The organism is Pseudomonas sp. ADAK2 TE3594 (genome assembly GCF_053628675.1).
In genome coordinates, this window is the sequence record NZ_JBRJGV010000001.1 from 1,191,188 (window position 1) to 1,214,788 (window position 23,601).

At 57.8% G+C, this 23,601-nt stretch carries 22 protein-coding genes and 1 pseudogene; 15 read left to right on the forward strand and 8 right to left on the reverse strand.

From position 1 onward, the window contains the following. Nucleotides 1–574: 574 nt before the first annotated feature. The 4 genes from AB7M22_RS05480 to AB7M22_RS05495 form a co-directional block, all read right to left on the reverse strand. Complete coding sequence (locus tag AB7M22_RS05480; protein WP_454185498.1) at nucleotides 575–2,671, reverse strand: autotransporter domain-containing protein; 2,097 nt, start codon at nucleotides 2,669–2,671, stop codon at nucleotides 575–577. 786 nt (nucleotides 2,672–3,457) lie between these two features. Next, entirely contained in the window at nucleotides 3,458–4,015 is a 558-nt protein-coding gene (locus AB7M22_RS05485) for a Smr/MutS family protein (protein WP_007898817.1), read from the reverse strand. Between the two features lie 75 nt (nucleotides 4,016–4,090). Next, the gene (locus tag AB7M22_RS05490; protein WP_007898816.1) at nucleotides 4,091–4,411 is read right to left on the reverse strand and encodes a hypothetical protein; all 321 of its coding nucleotides are present in this window, start codon (nucleotides 4,409–4,411) and stop codon (nucleotides 4,091–4,093) included. Between the two features lie 131 nt (nucleotides 4,412–4,542). Beyond that, nucleotides 4,543–5,133, reverse strand: a complete 591-nt coding sequence (locus AB7M22_RS05495) for a cysteine hydrolase family protein (RefSeq protein WP_007898815.1) — start codon at nucleotides 5,131–5,133, stop codon at nucleotides 4,543–4,545. A 238-nt stretch (nucleotides 5,134–5,371) separates the two neighbouring features. On the opposite strand from AB7M22_RS05495, the gene prmB reads away from it, so the two are divergent. Beyond that, entirely contained in the window at nucleotides 5,372–6,280 is a 909-nt protein-coding gene (gene prmB / locus AB7M22_RS05500) for a 50S ribosomal protein L3 N(5)-glutamine methyltransferase (protein WP_008005645.1), read from the forward strand. A gap of 242 nt (nucleotides 6,281–6,522) precedes the next feature. Here prmB and AB7M22_RS05505 read toward each other — a convergent pair whose 3' ends face one another. Together AB7M22_RS05505 and AB7M22_RS05510 are read right to left on the reverse strand one after the other, a co-directional pair. Continuing rightward, nucleotides 6,523–7,314, reverse strand: coding sequence for a hypothetical protein (locus AB7M22_RS05505; protein ID WP_008005643.1), 792 nt, complete (start codon nucleotides 7,312–7,314; stop codon nucleotides 6,523–6,525). Nucleotides 7,315–7,414: 100 nt separating this feature from the next. Next, on the reverse strand, nucleotides 7,415–8,425 hold the full coding sequence (locus AB7M22_RS05510) for an alpha/beta hydrolase (protein ID WP_454185499.1): 1,011 nt from the start codon (nucleotides 8,423–8,425) through the stop codon (nucleotides 7,415–7,417). An 85-nt stretch (nucleotides 8,426–8,510) separates the two neighbouring features. Between AB7M22_RS05510 and aroC the strand changes: the two genes are divergently transcribed. The 4 genes and pseudogenes from aroC to AB7M22_RS05530 all read left to right on the forward strand — a co-directional run bounded on the left by aroC (nucleotide 8,511) and on the right by AB7M22_RS05530 (nucleotide 11,488). Continuing rightward, nucleotides 8,511–9,602, forward strand: a complete 1,092-nt coding sequence (gene aroC, locus AB7M22_RS05515) for a chorismate synthase (RefSeq protein WP_007898811.1) — start codon at nucleotides 8,511–8,513, stop codon at nucleotides 9,600–9,602. Nucleotides 9,603–9,636: 34 nt separating this feature from the next. Then, nucleotides 9,637–10,782, forward strand: coding sequence for an MFS transporter (locus AB7M22_RS05520; RefSeq protein ID WP_454185500.1), 1,146 nt, complete (start codon nucleotides 9,637–9,639; stop codon nucleotides 10,780–10,782). A 35-nt stretch (nucleotides 10,783–10,817) separates the two neighbouring features. Next, nucleotides 10,818–10,922 (forward strand): annotated as a pseudogene (locus AB7M22_RS05525) (hypothetical protein); the annotation flags it as partial. A 20-nt stretch (nucleotides 10,923–10,942) separates the two neighbouring features. Next, nucleotides 10,943–11,488, forward strand: coding sequence for a 1,2-dihydroxy-3-keto-5-methylthiopentene dioxygenase (locus AB7M22_RS05530; RefSeq protein ID WP_454185501.1), 546 nt, complete (start codon nucleotides 10,943–10,945; stop codon nucleotides 11,486–11,488). Nucleotides 11,489–11,761: 273 nt separating this feature from the next. Here AB7M22_RS05530 and AB7M22_RS05535 read toward each other — a convergent pair whose 3' ends face one another. Further along, the gene (locus AB7M22_RS05535; RefSeq protein ID WP_008005638.1) at nucleotides 11,762–12,040 is read right to left on the reverse strand and encodes a DUF3509 domain-containing protein; all 279 of its coding nucleotides are present in this window, start codon (nucleotides 12,038–12,040) and stop codon (nucleotides 11,762–11,764) included. Between the two features lie 354 nt (nucleotides 12,041–12,394). On the opposite strand from AB7M22_RS05535, the gene AB7M22_RS05540 reads away from it, so the two are divergent. The 9 genes from AB7M22_RS05540 to AB7M22_RS05580 all read left to right on the forward strand — a co-directional run bounded on the left by AB7M22_RS05540 (nucleotide 12,395) and on the right by AB7M22_RS05580 (nucleotide 20,804). After that, complete coding sequence (locus AB7M22_RS05540) at nucleotides 12,395–14,233, forward strand: long-chain-acyl-CoA synthetase (RefSeq protein ID WP_454185502.1); 1,839 nt, start codon at nucleotides 12,395–12,397, stop codon at nucleotides 14,231–14,233. 112 nt (nucleotides 14,234–14,345) lie between these two features. Next, complete coding sequence (locus tag AB7M22_RS05545) at nucleotides 14,346–14,864, forward strand: ankyrin repeat domain-containing protein (protein ID WP_007898805.1); 519 nt, start codon at nucleotides 14,346–14,348, stop codon at nucleotides 14,862–14,864. Nucleotides 14,865–15,017: 153 nt separating this feature from the next. Continuing rightward, a complete protein-coding gene (locus AB7M22_RS05550) occupies nucleotides 15,018–15,548 on the forward strand; it encodes a hypothetical protein (protein WP_454185503.1) in 531 nt (176 codons plus the stop codon). 83 nt (nucleotides 15,549–15,631) lie between these two features. Next, nucleotides 15,632–15,823 (forward strand): PLDc N-terminal domain-containing protein, encoded by a 192-nt coding sequence (locus AB7M22_RS05555; RefSeq protein ID WP_007902193.1) that lies wholly within the window; start codon nucleotides 15,632–15,634, stop codon nucleotides 15,821–15,823. A gap of 516 nt (nucleotides 15,824–16,339) precedes the next feature. Then, entirely contained in the window at nucleotides 16,340–16,573 is a 234-nt protein-coding gene (locus AB7M22_RS05560) for a hypothetical protein (protein WP_038979787.1), read from the forward strand. A 215-nt stretch (nucleotides 16,574–16,788) separates the two neighbouring features. Continuing rightward, nucleotides 16,789–17,130: a ribonuclease E inhibitor RraB gene (locus tag AB7M22_RS05565; RefSeq protein WP_008005633.1), complete on the forward strand. Its 342-nt coding sequence runs from the start codon at nucleotides 16,789–16,791 to the stop codon at nucleotides 17,128–17,130. Nucleotides 17,131–17,625: 495 nt separating this feature from the next. Then, entirely contained in the window at nucleotides 17,626–19,035 is a 1,410-nt protein-coding gene (locus AB7M22_RS05570) for a circularly permuted type 2 ATP-grasp protein (RefSeq protein ID WP_007902187.1), read from the forward strand. A gap of 12 nt (nucleotides 19,036–19,047) precedes the next feature. Further along, on the forward strand, nucleotides 19,048–19,998 hold the full coding sequence (locus AB7M22_RS05575; protein ID WP_454185504.1) for an alpha-E domain-containing protein: 951 nt from the start codon (nucleotides 19,048–19,050) through the stop codon (nucleotides 19,996–19,998). Continuing rightward, nucleotides 19,995–20,804 carry a transglutaminase family protein gene (locus tag AB7M22_RS05580; RefSeq protein WP_008005629.1) on the forward strand — a complete coding sequence of 270 codons (810 nt, stop codon included), beginning with the start codon at nucleotides 19,995–19,997 and terminating at the stop codon, nucleotides 20,802–20,804. Before AB7M22_RS05575 ends, AB7M22_RS05580 begins: the two co-directional genes overlap by 4 nt. Nucleotides 20,805–20,926: 122 nt before the next feature. Here AB7M22_RS05580 and AB7M22_RS05585 read toward each other — a convergent pair whose 3' ends face one another. Continuing rightward, on the reverse strand, nucleotides 20,927–21,748 hold the full coding sequence (locus AB7M22_RS05585; protein WP_454185505.1) for a c-type cytochrome: 822 nt from the start codon (nucleotides 21,746–21,748) through the stop codon (nucleotides 20,927–20,929). Between the two features lie 634 nt (nucleotides 21,749–22,382). On the opposite strand from AB7M22_RS05585, the gene AB7M22_RS05590 reads away from it, so the two are divergent. Next, a complete protein-coding gene (locus AB7M22_RS05590) occupies nucleotides 22,383–23,588 on the forward strand; it encodes an acetyl-CoA C-acetyltransferase (RefSeq protein WP_454185506.1) in 1,206 nt (401 codons plus the stop codon). The last annotated feature ends 13 nt before the right edge of the window (nucleotides 23,589–23,601 follow it).

The following is a 23,601-nucleotide window of genomic DNA, read 5'->3' on the forward strand; positions in this document are numbered from 1 at the left end:
CCGAAGGCTCGGTGATCGCCAAGACGTTACAACCGCCGATAGGCAGTAATTGCAGCTTGCTTAGAAATTGCTACAAAAGTGAAAAAGTCGCAGCGGATTAGCCGGTTGGCTGGGATGTTGGAGGGCTGCTGAACCAATCTTTGCCGGTGGCCATCGCAAGCCGGTCAGCTCTGCTAACTGGGAATGTTTTAGAGCAAAATTAGGGCAGATTCAGGACCGCCATAGACCGCAATACGCCAAAGGCAGAATGCAAAAATACCGTGTTTGACGGTCTATAACGGTCCTCGGGAAAGCTTGAAGGGGTTCGAATCCCTATCTACGCTTTACTCGAAAATCACGCCAATGATCGGTTGAATCCACAACCCATAGCGGTCATCACCTCAGCCCTTTGGTTTTGGAGCAACATCGAGGGGAGCTTCTGGTCGGTTGCAGCTCCTCAAGAAGGGCTGCAGCGGCATCGGGCGGTATCTATGTCTATTTCCGCCGCACCCAACTTTCATTTTTTACTGTTCGCGATGAAATACGCGGCACTGTCGCGCAGAACAATCATGAACCATCGCCAACTAATAGCTTGTTAGAATTTAAGACTTGCTATAAGTGACAGTTGGTTTGACGAGTAGTCGCTTTCATTCCACTTATAGTCATATTGCCCCTTGACCGTCCACGAGCCGGTATCGCAATTGCAGGATAGGAAGGTAATGCCTGCGCCGACGTTGTATAAATCCCGATCCTGCTCTATGCCTTCCACGTTAAACTCCGAGCCGCCACCGAGGAAAACTGCAGTCTGCTCAGTGGTGGTATCGCTGAAATCATGCATCCACTTGACATGAACTTCAGGGGAATAGGTACTGGAGCCGGATCGAACAACGCGCTCGAGCTTAACCCCCACGCCTGATTGAGTCAGGTTGTAATCCTGATCATCCACTCGGTGACCCAAGTCCCCGGCATCCTTTTCTTTATAATCGTCAATTTTGATAAGCGACGTCTGCAATGAAGCGAAAGGGGTAAGGGTGACCTCTTGGTCAAAATAGAAATGCTTCCCGGTCGAGACCATAGCAGTGTATTGCTGCCCATCGTAATCAGATTTAGCAACGCGATTTACGCCTGGAAAGGTGATCTGGCGTTCCCCTTCATAACGATCGATACCGGCAGTCAAAGCCCCCTGCACATACCAAGGGCCCGGCGTGTAATTGACATAGCTGGTCACCTGGTAAGAATCGATTGTGGTCTCACCAGAGGAGTTGTTTCCGTCAATTGTGCTATTCGCATAACCAGCGCTGAGACCAACTCGAGTGTTCTCGCTCACCGGCCGGTCATAGGCCAATACCAACCCGTAGGTTTTAGTGTCATAGCCGTAACTGTTATCAACATCGCCCTGGCTGCCTGCATTACCAAAGGTCTTAACCCACCAATTGCTCGGCTGCTCGTAGCCTTTACATTTACGCGCGTCTTGTTGGAGTTTCTCGGCTCCGCAGCTGGTGTCGCAACACATGTTCTGGATCTCCTCCACACGTGCTTGCAACATGTCCTCCATCAGGCGCGTTGCCTGTCCTGCAACCCAGGGTGCAGCCAGGTTAGTGGTGCTCGAGGCCAACTGAGCCAAGGCATCGGTGACGGCCGCTGCATTGGGTAGAGCCAGCACAGCGCCCTGAATGGCTTGCAAATCGGAACCCACTGGAGCAGCTGAACCCAGTAGTGCCCCCGCAACCACATCGGCAACAGGTACGCCCAAGGAGACCGATTCAACGGTGATGAGAACATCGCCAGTAGTGGTCGGCACACTGGAGAAGGTGTAAAGCGGGTTGGTATTGAGGACGGTTACGGTAGCCCCGTTGGTGCCCGCCAGGCCACCGACAATCGTAAAGGTCGTTCCGGCAGTCAGCACGCCCGTTACAGTTGGAATCACCGTAATGCCGGCCGCATTGATATTCGAAGCACCGGAGGGCTGGATATTACCGTATACGGTATTACCGGCTAGGGAGGTTGCAATCGTGCCATTGGCGTTAGTAGTCAACGCCCCAGTGATAGCCAGGGTATTCGCGCCGAGACTGAATCCTTGAGCTTGTACGGCCCCGGTAATGGACGCATTACCACCCAACACATTGATTTGCTTCAGTCCGCTTGCACCGCCAATAGCCCCCGTTATATGGCTGCCGCTATTCAGGGTCAAAGTGCCGGTATTTGCAGTATTGGTCGTGACGGCTCCCGTCAGCAGTTGACCTGCCCCGAGATTGAGAAAACCATCGCCAACGAATACAGGTGCCGATATGACGTCACCATTGAAGTTTATAGTTCCTTCCCCGCTAATCTGGGTCGTGGTAGCGAATACATCGCCATTAAAGTTAACCGTATTGCCGGTAGCACCGGCACTGATATTGAGAAAAAGAACGCCTGGCTGGCCGGTATCCCCGGTTACGGTCGAGTCACCAAGAAATAAAAGATTGCCAGTATTATTGGAGGCAGTGGTGAAAGCACCGCCGAGGTCATTATTGGTATTTATATTCTGGCCATCGGTAATGGTCAGCGTGGCACCACCCGTGGTGTCGACACCATTTAACTCACCCTCAGCCCCGACTACGCCTGGAAGCGCAACGGCCTCGCGAGCCAAACTGATCGGCGCCCAAGCCACGATGGCGGTCGCTACTGCTACAGAAATTAAGTTGACGTTCATGCCGATCCTTTTGCATTAAATGTCGTAACTGACACTGAAACTTAGGCTTATTTAATATAATTCGCAATAAAATAAATAATTAATATTAATCGCAGTAGGAGGCGAAAATATTGATTTTTAATTATAAGAGGCTAGGTCGTCAAAGATGCGGTCAACGATGAGACGGGTTTGCCGTCCTCAACGCTTCTAGCCAAAACCGAATGGCATCCAAAGCTTGTGACAAACGTTCGGACGCTTTTATGAGACCCAGGAATCTATTTTGTTAGCCGTGACCGTCATGGACTAACCAAAAACCTGAAAAAAGTTAAATTAAGTAAGTGACTGATTTATGGAAGATAAAACACATTTAACAGTTAGCAAGGCTCCGGAAACTTTGAGCCAACAGGTTGATTAATATATCAAAGATGAAATCCATTTTTTATCCTCATGGCTCCTTGTCGGTTTTCTTAAGCGTTTTAGCCGATAGCTGCCTTTCAGCCAGCGTTAAGAGCATCAGCTCTAGTTGTAAAAAAGCCCCGCACGGTTACAGCCGGAGCGGGGCTTTTTATGTATTGCGAGGGGAGGGAATCCCGTACCAATTTTTGTACCAATGACTGCGTTTTGGCAGGAAATTCTGAGTTGGCCTGGGTGTTAGATCCCTGATTTCATTGACTCTGACGACTTAATGAACACCCTTGAACATGTCGGTGTAATTCTGTTCCAGGGACATGAAACTACCTGTGGGATTTTACGCAAAGGGCAAGGGTACGGTGACGGACACGGCGCTGCAAGCGTGAAGCGACGGCATCACTCGTCGCGACCTTCCATCATGGTGCGTTTGAGCATCACATAAACCGCTCCGGCGCCGCCGTGTTTCGGTTGGCACGAGGTGAAGCCGAGCACCTGTGAATGCTGACGTAGCCACGTGTTGACGTGACTCTTGATCATCGGCCGCTTGCCGTCCAGGCGCACCGCTTTGCCGTGGGTGACGCGTACGCAGCGGATTTCGAATTTGGTCGCTTCGGCCAGAAAGGCCCATAAGGTTTCACGGGCCTTTTCCACGTTCATGCCATGCAGATCGAGGCTGCCTTCGAACGGAATCTGTCCGATCTTGAGCTTGCGCATCTGGCTTTCCTGGACGCCGTCGCGGGCCCACATCAGCTCATCTTCGGGGCCGACATCAATGACGAACTGATCGGACAGCCCATCAACGGTGGTGGCATCGGTGCGCACGGTGGCGGCTTGGCGCAGCTTGGCGATTTGCGCGCGGTCGGCCTTGGGTTTGCCGGTTTCGGCGCGATCGTGCTTGATCGGCTTGACGCCTTGGATCGCGCTTTTGAACAGGGAAAAATCGTCGTCTTGCATGTCAGCCTCCGCGAAGGGCGGCCAGTTTACCCAAGTCGAAGCGAATGGGGCGCGACAAAACGCGTGGCGTTCGGCTCAGTCGTGTTTTTTCATCAAATGCGGGGACATGTTCAGCTCTTGCGATTGACGCGAGCGACGACGGCAGCGGCGCCACAGCCACACGCCGATGTACAGCACGAACAGGCCAATCGCCAAAATCACTGCCGACCCGACCCGGTTGGTATTCAACTCGCCCAGAGCGGGCGCTTGGCCGAGCAGGCTGGCGGCACCGGCCATCACCAGCAGCACGCCGCACATCGCCAGCAGAGCGGCAATGGCTGCGCCGAAGCGAAAACGCCAGTTGCTTTGGCCTTTGGGCCGCAAGCGGCGTGCATCAAAACCATCGGATAACTTCATTCCGACCTTCCTCAATGGGTATCGGCCCTTCGACCGGGAGTTGACCGGGATGTTCCTGAGGCTAGGGCAATTACAGCAAATGAGAGGCTTTTGCGGATGAGCGGCGGCATGGACCGCTCATCGAAGGTCGATCAGATCAGTTCGCGAGTCAGGGCGAGGGTGGCGAAGTTGTCCGCCATGATCGCCATTTCGGTGTGCTGAACGTGCTCGGCGCTCAGGACGCCACCCTTGTAGGGCAGGTCGCGAGTCGCGCAGGCGTCTTCAACCAATGTGCAACGAAAGCCCAGGTTCTTCGCGGCGCGCACGGTAGTGCTGACGCTGGAATGGCTCATGAAGCCGCAGACGATAAGGTCCAGCGAGCCGAGATTCTGCAGGCGTTCCAGCAGTTCGGTGCCATGAAACGCACTCGGCAGCAATTTGCCGATGATGGTTTCATCGCCCTGTGGCTCCAGGCCCGGGATGAACTCACCGCGTTCGCCTTGCGGGTCGAACAGCCCACCGACGGTGCCGAGGTGGCGCACGTGCACGATCGGCCGACCGGCTGCACGGGCAGCGGCCACCAGTTGCTTGATGTTCGCGACGGCAGCATCCATGCCGCTCAGTGCCAAGGGGCCGCTGAGGTATTCTTTCTGGGCATCGATGATGACAAGGGTCGCATGACCCAGATTGGCCGCTGCATAACCGCGGCCGCTGAGTTGAAACATCGTTTTTGGAACGGACATTCTGGGGCTCCTTCGGGTGGGGCTTTTGCGACATTGTCCTCTGGCTGAGCGCTTCTGTGAATCGCTACCATCGTAGGCACCGCCGTTGTTGGGTCGCAGCCTTGTCAAGATACCCGTTCTGTTCAATAGCTTGCTGAAAAAATAGAAGACTCCTACATCGGATCCGGTGTTTTTCCTGCGTCGTCGCGGCGCCTTTTGGCTGTTAGAATCGTCAGTCGTTTTTTCTGGAGTTTGCCCCGTGATCACTTCCCGACTTCGTACCCTGCGTGACCATATCCGTTGGGCCGTCAGCCGCTTCCATGGGGAGGATCTGTTTTTCGGCCATGGGACCGACAACGCCTGGGACGAAGCCCGTCAACTGGTGTTGGGTGCGCTGCACCTGCCGTGGGAAATTGCTGATAGCTACCTCGACTGCAATCTGGAAGAGGACGAATTGGTCAACTTGCAGCGCTTGCTCAAGCGCCGCATCGAAGAGCGCATTCCAACCGCTTACCTGCTGGGCGAAGCCTGGTTCTGCGGTATGTCGTTCATTGTCGATGAACGTGTGCTGATCCCGCGTTCGCCAATTGGCGAGCTGATCGAAAAGCGTTTCGAACCGTGGCTCGGCGCCGAACCTGCGCGCATTCTCGACCTGTGCACCGGTTCCGGTTGCATCGGCATCGCCTGTGCTTACGAGTTCCAGAACGCCGAAGTGGTACTGGCCGATCTGTCGTTCGAAGCGCTGGAAGTGGCGAACCAGAACATCGAGCGCCACGGTGTCGATGAGCGGGTGTTCACCGTTCAGGGCGATGGTTTTGATGGTTTGCCGGGTCAACGTTTCGACCTGATCGTGTCGAACCCGCCTTACGTCGATGCGGAAGATTTCGCCGACATGCCGGACGAGTATCAACACGAACCGGAGCTGGGCCTGGCCTGTGGCGACGACGGTTTGAACCTGGTGCGCCGCATGCTCGCCGAAGCGGCGGATCATCTGACCGAGAAAGGTTTGTTGATTGTCGAGGTGGGTAACAGCCAGGTTCACGTCGAGGCGCTGTACCCGGAAGTCGACTTCGCCTGGCTGGAGTTCGAGCGCGGTGGGCATGGAGTGTTCATGCTGACAGCGGAGCAGTGCCGCGATCATCAGGCGCTGTTCGCTTCTCGCGTCTGACCTTAGAAAGCCTTCGCGGGCAAGCCACGCTCCCACAGGTTTTGTGTCGTGTCCAAATGATGGGTAGACACAAAAAAACTGTGGGGGACGCGATCATCAGGCGTTCTCGCGTCTGACCTGAGAAAGCCTTCGCGGGCAAGCCTCGCTCCTACAGGTTTTGTGTGTGCCACATTATTTGGGCACGACACAAAACCTGTGGGAGCGTGGCTTGCCCGCGATGGCCGCGCCGCGGTCTCAAGCCTTCAACGGTGCGTAGCAATCCAGATCAACAACCCCGCCTGAAACACCGCAAACGCCACCAGGCACGTAATGGTAAAACGCAGCCCGGCGTCTTCGCGTTTGTACTTGCTGACTTTTTCTTCGTGCTTCTTCAGTTTGACTTCCTGTTCCGCCAGGTTCTGCTCGGCTTGCTGGAGCATCTGCGCGGCTTCGAGGATTTCTACCTGTTGCAACTTTTCGCTGTTCCAGTCTCCGAGCAAATCACCGACCGACACCTCTTTAACGCTGCCCTTCAAATGCTGGGCGTCGGCGTAGACCACGTCAAAACCGTGCACCCGCAGAAAGTGATCGCGGCGCAGGCGAGTGTCCTCGTTCAGCGCATCCTTGTTGTTCAGGTCAGTGCCGTCGACGGTGTAGGCGGGCCATCTCTTCTTCGCCCACGTAATGCCCTGAGCTGCCATATAGCGCCCGATGCCGCGGTTCATCGGCTCGATCTGCAAGCCGCTTTCCGGCTCGAAATGCACGCGTTTGGCGGTATGATCGACCCACACGTCCAGATGGTTCTGTTCTTTGCGCACGCGCTGGCCTGGAAGCTTGATGGCCATGCGCATCAGGCTGTGTTCCTTGCTATTGCGTTCGGCGTAACCGAATTCGACAAAGCGCAACGGCCGTCCACCGGTGTTGCGGTCGGTCTGCAGCGGCGCCAGGCGGAGCATTTTGTGGTGCTCGACGTGGACGTCCGCCCACGGCAGCTCGACCGCTGGCGGTGCGTCTTTTTCAGCGGTGGTGTCGGGTGAAGTCTGGGTATCAGTCATAACGGCGAGATCCTGTCCAAGCTCTGCTTGCCGCCAGTCATAGCGCTGGCGACAAAGGCTTATCGGCCGTTTTTTTCAGGACTGGAGGGCCAGGGGACGTTTAACGGGTGCGAAGTCCATCAATAAACCCGAGGATTCGCGCGCCGAGTTCGGCCGCCAGCGGTAATTGCGGATCTTTATAGGAGGCCAATTGCCGCTTCACGTCGTTGGGCACGATGCGCATCACGTGGTTCATGCCTTCGATCAGCGCCAGTTCGGCGTCTGGTTTGGCCGCCTTGAGCGCTTGGGCATCACCGACTCCGACCTGAATGTCGTTGCTGCCCTGGATGATCAGCGCTGGCATTTTCAGTTTGGCGAAGGCCGCTGCCGGGTCCTGGCGAAACAGCGAAATCAGATACGGCTGCACGCTGGGGCGGAAAATCACCTGCAATTGCGCTGGCACGTTGTCGTCGGAGTGGCCGGCCTTGAGGCTGTCGAGCAGTTCATTGCTGCGCAGCATCAAGGGAGGCGGCAGGCGATTACTCAACTGCTGGCGCAGTACCTGATCGATCGGCCGGGCGCTGCCGGACATGGAAATCACCGCTGCGGCATCGACGTTCGGCGCCGCCAGGCTGGCGATCAACGCACCTTCGCTGTGGCCCAGCAAAATCAGTTTGCCAAAACGCGGATCGGTTTTGAGCTTCTGGCCCCAGGCTTCGGCGTCGGCCACATAGGCCTCCACCGACAGATTACGTTCGTCTGGAGTCGCAGCCAGGCTCGCCGCCACGCCGCGCTTGTCGTAGCGCACGCTGGCGATGTTGTGTTTGGCCAGCACCCAGGCCAGCCGTTTGAGGCTGTCGTTGCGTCCGCCGTCGGGGTTGTTTCCGTCACGATCCGTAGGACCGGAGCCGGAAATGATCAGGACAACCGGCACAGGCGTGTCGGACTTGGGCAGCAACAGCGAGCCGAAAAGCTCGCCGCTGCCCGTATCCAATGTGATGGGACGTTGCAGGACTGTGGCCTGGGCCACATAGGGGAGCAGGCCGGTAAACAAGGTAAGGCTCAAGGCTAGAACTCGCAGCATCATCACGCCATCATCAACAAGGTGCCGGTTGGACTCACAGGCACCCATAAGGTTCGAGGATGAACTAGTCGGGTAGCCTGCGTATACTGGCGCGCATTACGTATTTTAGTTTCGATTTCACGGAGCGTCCCGCATGTCCGGCAATACCTACGGCAAGCTGTTCACTGTCACCACCGCGGGCGAAAGCCATGGTCCGGCGTTGGTCGCCATTGTCGATGGCTGCCCGCCGGGCCTGGAGATTTCCCTTGAGGATCTGCAGCGCGACCTGGATCGCCGCAAGCCCGGCACCAGCCGCCACACCACCCAGCGCCAGGAAGCCGACGAAGTCGAAATCCTCTCCGGCGTGTTCGAAGGCCGCACCACCGGTTGCGCCATCGGCCTGTTGATCCGCAACACCGACCAGAAGTCCAAGGACTATTCGGCGATCAAGGATCTGTTCCGCCCGGCCCACGCCGACTACACCTACCACCACAAATACGGCGAGCGCGATTACCGCGGTGGCGGTCGCAGTTCGGCCCGCGAAACCGCCATGCGCGTGGCGGCAGGGGCGATTGCGAAAAAGTACCTGGCCACCCAAGGCATCGTCATTCGTGGCTACATGAGCCAGCTCGGCCCGATTGAAATCCCGTTCAAGACCTGGGATTCGGTGGAAGAGAACGCCTTCTTCAGCCCCGATCCGGACAAAGTGCCGGAGCTGGAAGCCTATATGGACCAGTTGCGTCGCGACCAGGATTCGGTCGGCGCGAAGATCACCGTGGTCGCCGAAGGCGTGATGCCGGGCCTCGGCGAGCCGATCTTCGACCGCCTCGACGCGGAACTGGCCCATGCGCTGATGAGCATCAACGCGGTCAAAGGCGTGGAAATCGGCGCCGGTTTTGCCAGCATCGCCCAGCGCGGCACCGAACACCGCGATGAAATGACCCCGGAAGGTTTCCTCAGCAACAACGCCGGCGGCATTCTCGGTGGCATCTCGTCCGGTCAGCCGATCGTGGCGCACCTGGCACTCAAGCCAACCTCGAGCATCACCACGCCGGGCCGTTCCATCGACATCCATGGTAATCCGGCGGAGGTCGTCACCAAGGGCCGTCACGACCCGTGCGTCGGCATCCGCGCCACGCCGATCGCCGAAGCAATGATGGCCATCGTATTGATGGATCACTTGCTGCGTCACCGCGGGCAGAACGCCGACGTGCGTGTGAGCACTCCGGTGCTGGGTCAGCTTTAATGGCTGACCTTATGGCCGCCGGGGTCTGACGACGTTGGCGGCGCTCCCGTACTGGCGGCTCTCCAGTTTCTATTTGTTCTATTTCGCCTTGCTCGGTTCGACAGCGCCATTCCTGGCGCTGTACTTCGATCACCTGGGCTTTTCCAGTGCGCGCATTGGCGAACTGGTGGCGATCCCGATGCTGATGCGCTGCGTGGCGCCGAACATCTGGGGCTGGCTCGGTGACTACACCGGGCGACGGCTGGCCATCGTGCGGTTCGGCGCGGTCTGTACGCTGCTGACCTTCTCACTGATTTTCGTCAGCAAAAGCTACGCGTGGCTGGCAATGGTCATGGCCTTGCACGCGTTCTTCTGGCATGCGGTGTTGCCGCAGTTCGAAGTCATCACTCTGGCGCATTTGCAGGGGCAGACATCTCGCTACAGTCAGATTCGCCTGTGGGGTTCCATCGGTTTCATCATCACCGTGGTCGCCCTCGGCCGGTTGTTCGAGTGGCTTAGCCTGGACATCTATCCGGTGGCGCTGGTGCTGATCATGGCCGGGATCGTCGTCAGCAGTTTGTGGGTACCCAACGCGCAACCGGTTCAGAGTGAACGGTTGGCGGGGGAGGGATTCCTCCAGCAATTGCGTAACCCCGGGGTGTTGGCGTTCTACGCTTGCGTGGCCCTGATGCAGATGAGTCACGGGCCGTATTACACCTTTCTGACCCTGCACCTTGAGCGACTGGGTTACACCCGTGGCTTGATTGGTATGCTCTGGGCCTTGGGCGTGGTCGCTGAAGTATTAATGTTCCTGGCCATGAGCAAGATTCTGGCGCGCTTCTCGGTGCGCCGGGTGCTGCTGGCGAGTTTCCTGCTGGCGGCGTTGCGTTGGTTGTTGCTCGGTTCGTTTGCTGAATTCCTCTGGGTATTGCTGTTCGCCCAAGTGCTGCACGCCGCAACTTTCGGCAGCTTTCACGCGGCTGCCATCCAGTTCGTGCAACGTAGCTTCGGCGCGCGTCAGCAAGGGCAGGGCCAGGCGTTGTATGCCGCGCTGGCTGGCACCGGCGGCGCACTGGGCGCGTTGTATTCCGGCTATAGCTGGAATGCCCTCGGCGCCACATTGACCTTTAGCATTGCCAGTCTCGCAGCCTTCGCCGCTGCCGTTATCATTGCTACACGTATGCAAGAGGACAGGCCATGAGCCTGGCCTGCGAACATCTCGCCCGGAAATCATCGACGTGGGGCGCGCGCATGAGCGACGCGCTGAGACAGATCGAGACCTTTGAATTTTTGTTCGAGTGCGAGTTGAAGACGCGCTCGCTCTTGAACCATAAAGCATGAACCGTTAAGGAGTTGCCCAGATGAGCAGCCTGTCCGTTTATCACGTCTCCAGCCCTGAAATACCGAACAAAGTCCTGACCCACCTCGAGGACATCGCCTCGACCCTGGCCGAGCAGGGCGTGCGCTTCGACCGTTGGCAAGCCGCGGCAAAAATCCAGCCCGGCGCCAGCCAGGAAGAAGTGATCGCTGCGTATCAGGAGCACATCGACAAATTGATGACCGAGCGCGGTTACATCACTGTCGACATCGTCAGCTTGAACAGCGATCACCCGCAAAAAGCCGAGTTGCGCGCCAAGTTCCTCGATGAACACCGCTACGCTGAAGACGAAGTACGATTTTTCGTCGCTGGCCGTGGTTTGTACTCCCTGCACATCGGCGATTACGTCTATGCCGTGCTCTGCGAGAAAAACGACCTGATCTCGGTGCCTGCCGGTACGCCGCATTGGTTCGACATGGGCGAGCACCCGCATTTCGTCGCGATCCGCCTGTTCAACAACCCCGAAGGCAGGGTGGCCAATTTCACCGGCGATGACATCGCCAGGCGCTTCCCGCGGCTTGAGGACTGAGTCGATGCCAATCGTTGCTTCGACCTTCAGCCCTGCAAACCCCCATAACCTGTAGGAGCAGAGCTTGCTCGCGAAGGCGGCGGGTCAGTCAACATTAATGTCGCCTGACACACCGCCTTCGCGAGCAAGCTCTGCTCCTACAGGAGTTGTGCGCAGCCAGAAACAACTCAGGCCGTGAAGCGAAAGCGCTCACGGCCTGTTTGTTTGTAGCGCGTTTATCTATATACAACCGCAGGATTTAAACCTGCGTTTATCTATATACAACCGCAGGATTTAAACCGAGTGATAAGTCGGCAGGGCGAACCGTTGCTGGCTTTGCAGCATGGAGATCTGTGGCAGTTCGCTGGCCTGTTCAGCGATGTCACGGCGAATCGCGCTGATCACCCACGACAGCTGATCGCCGGCATGCAATTGCTGGTAGGAAATCGAACGTTTGAAGACTTTGCCGTCCGTACTGCGCAGGGTCAGCAGAATGCCGCCGTCAGGCCGTGGCTGGGTGGTCACTTCGAAGTTGGAGAATAGCGACGAAAATTTTTCCTGGATCAGGCTCATGTCTATCAGCTCCGTGAGTGCTTTGAAGGGCTACATGGAGAGGTAGTTGCAGTGATTGTGCCAGCATCTTATTTTTTAAAAATTCATATAAATCAATAAGTTAGTTTTTAAGCGTTTTTATGGATTCGTGCAATCTGCATGAATGGCCATCGTGCATCCTGCATTTTGCGTGGTCGACCACGATTCGATTGAACCAATCACAACGCCAGGGTTCCGCTTTTCGATGTCTGGTCCGAACGCTTCGGTCGCGGATACAAAACATTTCAAAAACCGCGTGTACAGCTCAAGAACCGCTGACGTATTTTCGGCCTTAATCAACGCCACCCGACAATAAGAAGACCGAACGGGAGCATCATGAGCCGCACGCTGAACGACACGATTACCTGGGGCATGATGCTCCGCAAGCTGCCTTCCATTGCCAAAGCCATTCCTCGCGTGGTGAAGGGCATGAAAGCCGCCAACGTCAAGGACCCGACCCAACCGTGTGGTCTCGGCTGGAGCTTCGAGCAGGCGACGTTGCGCAACCCCGAGGGCCCGGCCTTGCTGCAGGGCGAGGTGGCGCTCACTTATGCACAGGTCAATCAGTGGGCCAATCGCATCGCCCATCACCTGATTGCCCAAGGCATCGGCAAGGGCGATGTGGTGGCGATCTTTATCGAGAACCGTCCGGAACTGTTGGTGACGATATTGGCGGTGGCCAAGGTCGGCGCGATCAGCGCCTTGCTCAATACCTCCCAGACCCGCGATACCCTGGCCCATAGTCTGAATCTGGTGGCGCCTGTAGCGATCGTGGTCGGAGAAGAGCTGGTTCCGGCCTTCAATGCGGTTCGCGAGCGGGTGTCCATCGACGCTGCGCGCACCTGGTTTGTCGCCGATCAAGATACTTGTCGCGATCCGGGCAATTCGCCCGATGGCTTCGTCAACCTGATGACGGTCAGCGCCCAAGCGTGCAGCGATAACCCCGTCAGCAGCCAGCAGGTTTTTCTCGACGATCCTTGTTTCTACATTTACACCTCGGGCACCACCGGGTTGCCTAAGGCTGGGGTGTTCAAACACGGCCGCTGGATGCGCAGTTCCGCCAGCTTCGGGCTGATTGCCCTGGACATGCAGCCGCAGGACGTCGTCTATTGCACCTTGCCGCTGTACCACGCCACCGGGCTCTGCGTGTGCTGGGGCTCGGCGATCAGCGGGGCGTCGGGGTTTGCCATCCGCCGCAAGTTCAGCGCCAGCCAGTTCTGGAGTGACGTGCGTAAATACCGGGCGACCACCCTCGGTTACGTCGGCGAATTGTGTCGCTACCTTGTGGATCAACCGCGCAGCGTCGACGACAGTCGGCACAGCGTGACGAAGATGATCGGCAATGGCCTGCGCCCCGGCGCGTGGAGCGAGTTCAAGACGCGTTTTGCCGTTGACCATATCTGCGAGCTGTACGCCGCCAGCGACGGCAATATCGGCTTCACCAACATCCTCAACTTCGACAACACCATCGGTTTTTCCCTGATGTCATGGGAACTGGTGGCGCACGACCACGACAGCGGCGCACCCACGCGAGATGCCAAGGGTTTCATGCGCAAAGTGGCCAAGGGCGAGCAGGGTTTGCTGCTGGCGAGGATCGACGACAAGGCGCCGCTGGACGGCTACACCGATCCGCAGAAGACCGCAAAAGTCGTGCTCCACGACGTGTTCAAGAAGGGCGACCGTTACTTCAATACCGGTGACTTGCTGCGCAACATCGGTTTTGGCCACGCGCAGTTTGTCGATCGCTTGGGCGACACCTACCGCTGGAAGGGTGAAAACGTCTCGACCACCGAGGTTGAGAACATCCTCCTGCAACATCCGCAGATCGCCGAAGCCGTGGCTTATGGCGTGGAAATCCACAACACCAACGGGCGTGCCGGGATGGCGGCAATCACGCCGGCTGAATCCCTGGCGACTCTGGATTTCGGCGAGTTGCTGGCTTTCGCCAGGCAGCAAATGCCTGCCTATGCGGTGCCACTTTTCCTACGGGTGAAAGTGAAAATGGAAACCACCGGGACCTTCAAATACCAGAAGACGCGACTCAAGGACGAAGCCTTCGACCCGAACAAAACCGGCGATGACCCGATCTACGCCTGGTTGCCGGGTACTCAGACTTATGTGCAAGTCACCGAGCAGGTGCTGGCGGATATTCGCGGCGGCATGTACCGCTATTGAATGTGGCTTCTATTGAATGTGGCTATAGCCACCCATGAGAAAAAAGAAGTGACAGGTTCCGGACCGCTCGGGAAACTATCGGCTTTCCGATTGACCGAATGTGGAGTCCCCAATGTCAGACAAAAGCCGCCAGATGACGCCCGAAGAGGCTGCTGAATTTGCCGAACAGGTGTTCAACAAAGCACGCGAGGGCGATGCGGCCATGATGGCTGCGCTGCTGACCAAGGGCCTGCCGCCGAACCTGCGCAACCACAAGGGCGACACCTTGCTGATGCTCGCCGCGTACCACGGCCATGTCGAAACGGTAAAAGTCCTGCTCGAGCACAAGGCCGACCCGGAAATCCGCAATGACAACGGCCAGAGCCCGATTGCCGGCGCGGCATTCAAGGGTGATCTGGCGGTGGTCAAGGCGCTGGTTGAAGGTGGCGCGCAAGTGGAAGGTTCGTCGTTCGACGGTCGCACTGCGCTGATGATGGCGGCGATGTTCAACCGCGTCGAAATCGTCGACTACCTGATCAGCAAAGGCGCCGACCCGAAAGCCAAGGATGCCAACGGCGTATCCGCGCTGGACGCGGCCAAAACCATGGGCGCGGTGGATACCACAGCACAATTGCAGAAACTCCTGGCCTGACCTCAAATCCGTAGGAGCGAGGCTTGCCCGCGAAGAACGATAACTCGGTTTCCCGGTTAAACCGCATCATCTTCTTCGCGGGCAAGCCTCGCTCCTACATGTAATGCGTTATCCTTCGCGCCCTCAAATCTCCCTCGCTACAGGATCCACCTCATGAAAGCCGCACTCGTCGAACTCATCAGCAAAATCAGCTCCGGGTGCATGAGCGATGACGAAATTCTGAAAATCGCTGACGAAGCGGCTCAGGCCTACGCCGATCCTGAGGCTTTTCTGACGGCCAATCCGGACATCAACTACGACGACACCTTCCCGATCCCATTGGGTGAGTGGGTAGTCGTCGGCAGCTTGCCGGAAACCGTGCTGTTCCAGGCTGACACCTACATGGACCTGTTTGCGCAGATCGTCGCTTCGTTCGGCCCCGGCGTCGATTTCAACATCAAACCCAAGCAACTGGCCAAGACCGAAGCCCTCACGGCGCTCAATCGCATTCAGGTGCAGATGGGCAGCATGAACAAGGAAAACGGCGGTTACACGCTGATGAACTTCAGCCAATTGCTCGACGACGAACTGCAAGTGGTGCTGGTCTACGGTAACGACGTGCCACGGGTGCTGGAGTTGTGCGCCGAAGTCGGCATCGCCGCCGCGCCCTCCCTGGAAGCCTTGAAAGTCGCGATCCACGTCTGAAGCCGTCTACGACGCTAATAAAACGGAACCCTCGCAAGGCCCGACTATCCTAAGAGGGCATACCACTCTTAGGGAGCGTCACCATGGGTTCCACGTTCAACAGCCTGGTTGGCCTGATTATTCTTGCCCTCGATATCTGGGCCATCATCAACGTGCTTAAAAGTGGCGCCGAGACCGGGATGAAAATCATCTGGGTGCTATTGATCCTCCTGCTGCCGGTCCTGGGCCTGATCATCTGGGCCATCGCCGGGCCACGAGGCAATGTGCGGATCTGATTGGTTTCGCCTGCAACACTGAACCTGTGGGAGCGTGGCTTGCCCGCGATGCTGGCGCTACGGTCTGTCAGCTGCAACGCGGCGATCCTATCGCGGGCAAGCCACGCTCCCACAGGATTGGGTCGAGCCATAACGCGAGGTTCGACCTGTCATATTCCGCGACGTAGAATGCGCGCCTTTCCCGTCAATCGAGGCGATCGATTGGTCATCATGGGCGGGTAACCGTCCGCTGCCACCCGCATTCGATTTCCGGGTTGTAGTAGCGGGCGTACTGCAAGCGGTGAACAAACCCAGCAACGACTAAAATGAACACATAACCCCTGTAGGAGCGAAGCGAAAGCGGTGTATCAGTCGACATGTGAATTGACTACTACACCGCTTTCGCGAGCAAGCTTCGCTCCTACACAGGTTTCTGTGTTTTTTCATGGCGACATGCGGTAATCCGTTGAACGATCAGTCAGGGGCAAAGTCCAGATAGATGTAAGCCCATCCATGGGTTTTATCGAGGAGGCACCGATGCAAAAGTGGAAAATCACTTTCGTGGATGATCACGGTGAAACAGTGGACGAACTCTTCGAGTGCGAGGAATGCCCGAATAGCGAGCAAGCCGCCAAACTCATTCGCGCCCGGTGCCTGCCGGTCGCTGCCGAACTGGATCTCAATGATCTGGAGGGTCGTACCGATGATCCGACCGTCAAAAGTCTGAAATCCCAGAACAGCATTGAAATCATCAGTATTACCCCGATCTGATACACCTCCTGTCACATTCACAACCAGACCTTGGCAGCAGCTCTATCTTGGGGCTACTCTGCAAGCGAGATCAGCGAATGACTCGCTAAGGTCTGGTCTTGTCAGCTACATGCTTGTTTCCCGTCGGTAACCTCTGTTGCCGTATCGCTCTCACCAATCGGTTGAAAGTGCAGGGAATACGGAAAGTCTATCCATCAGTCTGAGGGGGACGTTTCATGAGCACAGCCTATCAAGAAGACATCAGCAGCAGCGTGCTGCGCCGCATGAAAGAAGGCGGTTTCGACTTTTCACGATTCCATCCCATCGAGTTCTACGCCATTTTTCCGGACGAGGAGCGGGCACGCAGGGCGGCAGGTCATTTCAGTGGTGAATCCTTGAATGCCCAGATCAGCGTGCGCGACGACGGTGCGTGGCATCTGGAACTGAGCAAAGTGATGTACGCCACCTATGACGGGATCGGCGACTTTGAGCAGGACTTCGAGGCGGTGGTCGAGCCTCTGGGCGGTATCATCGAAGGATGGGGCGTCAAGCAGGAGGTACGAGGGCTACTCGCATAACTTTATGAACAGCGACAACACTCAGCAACGGCTGACCTTTTGGTTGGCCGTTTTCGTTTTCGCGGTTTGAAAAGGCGCCAAAGATCGCAGCCTCGTTTCACTCGACAGCTCCTACATTGGATGCGTTCTTCTGTAGGAGCTGTCGAGTGAAACGAGGCTGCGATCTTTTGATCTGGGTTTTTGATTCATAACGTTTCAAACACGCAAAAAAAACCGCCTGAGCAGGCGGCTAAAGGGAAGTTCGGTAAGTTTTTCCAGCGAATGCGCGGATTATCCGCATCGCCCCCCGGGCAGTGAAATCAACTCTGGCTATGCTGCTGATAGGCGACAGCATTGCTTCGCCATGAAGCGGGGGCGATCAGGTTGAGGCATTTACCGCACAGGATTGGTGCGGTGCGTGCAGCGTCATTATCCAACTGATTGATATCAAAGCGTTTATGCCGATGGCACGGGCCTTGCGAAGGTCTGGATGTCCGGGGTGACAAGGAGTACGGCATGATCCGCACCTATTTTGATGAGATGTACGATGCCGGCGGCCAGGTCCGCCCGCATTATCGGGAGTTTGCCCGTTGGCTTGCCGAAACGCCTGACGAGCTTTTGGCACAACGGCGACGCGAGGCCGACCTGTTATTTCATCGTGCCGGGATTACCTTCACGCTCTATGGTGATGAGCAGGGGACAGAGCGCCTGATTCCCTTCGACACCATTCCCCGCAGTATCCCCGCCAGTGAATGGCGAGTCGTCGAGCGCGGTTGTATTCAGCGGGTCAAGGCATTGAACATGTTCCTTGCCGACCTCTACCACGAACAGCGCATCATCAAGGCCGGCATCATCCCGGCCGAGCAAGTGCTGGCCAACGAGCAATACCAGTTGGCGATGCAAGGGCTGGATCTGCACCGCGATATCTATTCGCACATTTCCGGCGTCGACCTGGTGCGAGATGGCGACGGCACGTACTACGTGCTCGAAGACAACCTTCGTACACCCAGTGGCGTGAGCTACATGCTCGAAGACCGCAAGATGATGATGCGCCTGTTCCCCGAGTTGTTCGCAGCCCAGCGCATCGCACCGATCGACCACTATCCGAACCTGTTGCTCGATACCCTGAAAAGCTCCAGCCCGATCGACAACCCGAGCGTGGTGGTGCTGACGCCGGGGCGCTTCAACAGTGCGTTTTTCGAGCATGCGTTTCTGGCCCGGGAAATGGGCGTTGAACTGGTGGAAGGTGCGGACCTTTTCGTGCGTGACGACAAGGTGTTCATGCGCACCACGGACGGGCCGAAAGCCGTCGACGTGATCTACCGTCGCCTCGACGATGCTTTCCTCGATCCACTGGCGTTCAACCCGGACTCGATGCTTGGCGTTCCAGGGCTGTTGTCGTCCTACCGTTCCGGCAACGTGGTGCTGGCGAATGCCATCGGCACCGGGGTCGCGGATGACAAGTCGGTGTATCCCTTCGTCACGGACATGATTCGTTTCTACCTGGATGAAGAGCCGATCCTGAAGAACGTGCCGACATGGCAGTGTCGTAATCCCTCTGAACTGTCCCACGTGCTGGCCAATCTTCCAGAGCTGGTGGTCAAGGAAACCCAGGGCTCCGGTGGTTACGGAATGCTGGTGGGGCCAGCGGCGACGGCGGCGGAAATCGAATCTTTCCGCGAGCGGATCAAAGCCAAGCCCCACGCGTACATCGCCCAACCGACGTTGTCTTTATCGACCTGTCCGACCTTTGTCGAAAACGGTATCGCTCCACGCCATATCGACCTGCGTCCGTTTGTATTGTCTGGCCGCGAAACCCGGGTTGTGCCCGGCGGTTTGACCCGTGTCGCCTTGCGCGAAGGCTCCCTGGTGGTGAATTCCTCCCAGGGTGGCGGAACCAAGGACACCTGGGTGGTCGAGGATTGAAGGAAGCCTGCCATGTTAAGTAGAACTGCCTCGGATCTGTATTGGATGTCGCGTTACCTGGAACGGGCGGAAAACCTCGCACGGATGCTCGACATCAGTTATTCGCTGTCACTGATGCCTCAGGATGGTCGTGGCGATGGCTTGCACGAACTCGCCATGCCGTTGCTGATCACCGGCACTCTGGACGATTACCTGGAGCGTCACGGCGAACTGCATGCCGAACGGCTGCTGCATTTCTTTGCTTTGGATGCGGCCAATCCGGCGAGCATCTACAGCTGCCTCGGTGCCGCGCGAGCCAGCGCCCATGCGGTGCGTGGGCGAATCACCGCCGACATGTGGGAAAACATCAACGCCACCTGGCTGGAAATTCGCGGGATCGCCGAGCAGGGCTTGAGTCGCTACGGCATGAGCCGTTTCTGTGAGTGGATCAAGGAACGTTCCCACCTGTTCCGTGGTGCGTCCTACGGCACCATCATGCGTAACGACGCGTTCCGGTTCATTCGTCTGGGCACCTTTATCGAAAGGGCTGACAACACCTTGCGCCTGCTCGACGCCCGTTACGAAATGGCCGGCGATCAGGCCGAAGCGGTCCGCGACGGCACGGCCCACGCCTACTACCAGTGGAGTGCCTTGCTGCGGGCCTTGTCGTCGTTCGAGGCCTATACCGAGATCTATCGCGACGCCCCTGGCGCCCGGCATGTGGCCGAACTGTTGCTGCTGCGCGCCGATGTCCCGCGCTCCCTGCGGGCCTGCACCGAAGAAATCGACCAGATCCTCGCCAACCTGCCGGGGGCCAACGGCCGTCCTGCCCAGCGTTTGGCGGCAGAGATGGACGCACGCCTGCGTTACACCGGTATCACCGAAATTCTCGACGAAGGCCTGCACGCCTGGCTGACCGAGTTCATCCCCCTGGTGCGCCAGTTGGGCAACGCCATACACAGTTCCTATCTGGAGGCTGCATGAGACTTTCCATTAGCCACGAGACCACCTATCACTACGAAGATCAGGTGCGGGCGAGCATCCAGTACCTGCGACTGACTCCCCACGACAGCGAACGCCAACACGTGCTCAGTTGGCAGCTCGATTTGCCACGCCCGGTGCGTGCGCAACTCGATCCGTTCGGCAACATTCTGCATGTGCTGACGCTGGACGAACCTCACGAGGCAATCATCATCGGTGCCCGTGGGCAGGTAGACATCGACGAGCTGCGCGAAGCCGAGCATGAAAGCCAGTCGGCGCTGCCGTTCCTGCGCTTCACGCGCCTGACCGAAGCCGACGAAGCGCTGCGTGCGTTCGCCGAGAAGGCGTGCAAGCAGCGCCGGGATCGTACGGCGCTGATCGATTTGATGCATGGCCTGAACCAGCACATGACTTACACGCCGGGTTCCACTGAAGTAGACACCAGCGCCGCCCAGGCTTTCGCCGGGCGTTCCGGGGTCTGCCAGGACCACACCCATGCGTTTCTCGCCTGCGCCCGCAGCCTGGGTATTCCCTCGCGTTATGTGTCGGGGTATTTGTACAGCGAGAACAGCGAACACCTGGCCAGTCACGCCTGGGCTGAAGCCTGGCTGGATGACGCCTGGTACAGCTTCGATGTGACCAACGAACTGGCCCGCCCGGAGCGTCACCTGAAACTGGCTGTGGGGCTGGATTACCTCGACGCCTGCCCGGTGCGCGGCATGCGTCGAGGCGGTGGGGGTGAGCAGATGCATGCGAAGGTGTTTGTCTCTCCGACGCCAGCGCCGGTGATCTCAGTGCAACAGCAGTAATCCGGGATTTCACAAATCCCCAGTGGGAGCGAGCCTGCTCGCGATAGCGGTGTGTCAGCCACAGATTTACTGACTGAACGTCCGCTATCGCGAGCAGGCTCGCTCCCACAAGGGGATTGGTGTCAGGGCTTCACCTTCCGCCCCGCCATGTGCTTCAAATACCCCACCAATAACTCCAGATCCCCCTCCGGCAACACCGTCGTCGCGAACGCCGGCATCTTCGCCTGCGGCCACTGACGCAAGCTCTGCGGATCACGAATGTAACGCTTGAGGAAATCCGCGCCGAAATACTCGGTCGGATTGAACGGAATATTCAGGTCCGGCCCGAACTGCGCATCCCCCGCGCCATTGAGTCGATGACACGCCAGGCAGTTCTTCTGAAACAGCGCAAAGCCCTTGTTAACCGGATCGTCCGCCTTCAGTGCAGGGTCGGGCAACAGGGCAGGGAAGCGCTCGGCCACCGGGGCCATGCGCTTGATGCTCGCCACTTCGAACGGCCATTGCTCGGGGCTGATATTGCCCGCTTGTGGATCGGTCCAGACCAGATAAAACGGCCCCGCACTGTGCTTGCCCTCTGACAACGGCGGCCACGGCTTGGCCGGGTCTTCAATCGCCAGCCAAGCCCGCGCCCCTTGGGTATTGAGCAATGGTGCGGCAGCCAGTTCGGCGGCAAAACCGTCCAGGGCAACGGCTTGCAGATGATCGTCAGGCTTGATGCCCGTCAACAACGCCGCCAACGGCACGGCGCGATAGCTCATGTCCCGTTTGTAGGAAACGTCGTTAGTGATCGTGATGGTCTGAACCTGAGGATGCTTGAGCAATTGCTCGGTCTGCCAGGTGCGAGAACTCGCGCCCAGCTCAAGATTCAGCTGTGCGGCAGACAGAGGCATGCTGAGCAGCAAGGCCCCAAATAGAATGAGCGTTTTCAAGTGATCGCCGTCCATGTCGTTGAAGTGCCGCAAAGGTTGGCACAGCCACGCTGACCCGGGTAGCGAGCCAATCACATTTTTATCAGGCGAAATGAAAACCCTGATGTTCGATCAGCCAATCACCTTGGTCAGGTTCGGCAAAATCAACAACAGTGTAGTGGCGAATAGAATGAGCCCGGCTTGACGAACTTTCGAATGCTTGAACATGGCTTGACCGCCTTTTTTGTTATTTCCTGATGCCTGCCTGCCTATCTCCATGACGGCAGAGCGCTGCACTTCCTTGTAGGACGAGTGCCTCGGCAAAACCCGACGACAACTTCGTACAGGTTTACCTTAGGGCCCGCGTCACGATTGGCTTAGATCCATTTCGTATGTGCTGAGCACTCATCGCTTTTAAAAAGGTATGAGGCTTATGGCCAGCTTCTTGGGCGCCCGTTTGCTAGACAGCTTGGTGACGTGAATCGGTTTATCCGATAGCAGACTACCGTTCGTCTGAGCGTGACCGTCAACGCCAATGAGCACTGTGGTCATTGAATCCACGGCTGCTCGGCATAAGGTGAGGGCATAAAGATCAGAGTCACACAGTCTCCTGTAGGAGCTGCCGAAGGCTGCGATCTTTTGATCTTTCACCATCAGGTTCGAGGACGTCATGACCCAAGCTTTGATATTCGACGCGTTACGCACGCCCCGCGGCAAAGGCAAGGCCAATGGTGCCTTGCACAGCGTCAAGCCAGTGAACCTGGTGGCCGGGCTGCTGACGGCGCTGCAGCAGCGCACGTCCCTGGACACCAGTCAGGTCGATGACGTGGTGCTCGGCTGCGTGACGCCCATCGGCGATCAGGGCTCCGACATCGCCAAGACCGCCACGCAGGTGGCCGATTGGGACGTCAGCGTGGCCGGCATGCAGCTCAATCGCTTCTGCGCGTCGGGCCTGGAAGCCGTGAACCTCGGCGCAATGAAAGTACGTTCCGGTTTCGAAGACCTTGTGGTGGTCGGTGGTGTCGAGTCGATGTCCCGCGTGCCGATGGGGAGCGATGGCGGGGCTTGGGCGCTGGACCCGGAAACCAACTTGCACAACCACTTCACACCCCAGGGCGTGGGTGCCGACCTGATCGCCACGATTGAAGGGTTCAGCCGTCAGGACGTCGATGCCTTCGCGTTGCACTCCCAGCAGAAGGCGGCGCGGGCGCGGGCGAACGGTGCGTTCAACAAGTCGCTGGTGCCGGTGCAGGACCAGAACGGCATCATCCTGCTCGATCACGATGAGTTCATTCGCGCCGAATCGACGATGGAAGGCCTGGGCAAGCTCAAGCCGAGCTTCGAAATGATCGGGCAAATGGGCTTCGACGCCACCGCATTGCGGGTTTACAGCCAGATCGAGCGGATCAACCACGTTCACACGCCGGGCAACAGCTCTGGGATCGTCGATGGCGCAGCGCTGATGCTGATCGGCTCCGAAGCGAAGGGCCGGGCGCTGGGCTTGCAGCCACGGGCGCGAATCGTCGCCACGGCGGTCACCAGCACCGACCCGACCATCATGCTCACCGGCCCGGCGCCGGCCACTCGCAAGGCGCTGGCCAAGGCCGGGCTGCGGGTCGAAGACATCGATCTGTTCGAAGTCAACGAAGCGTTCGCCTCGGTGGTGCTCAAGTTCATCAAAGACATGGCCATCGACCCCGACAAGGTCAACGTCAACGGCGGCTCCATCGCCATGGGCCACCCGCTCGGCGCCACCGGCTGCGCGATTCTCGGCACGCTGCTCGATGAACTGGAAGCCCGGCGCCTGCGCTATGGCCTGGCGACATTGTGTGTCGGCGGCGGCATGGGCATTGCCACCATTATCGAACGCCTCTGAGCGTGACTTTAAG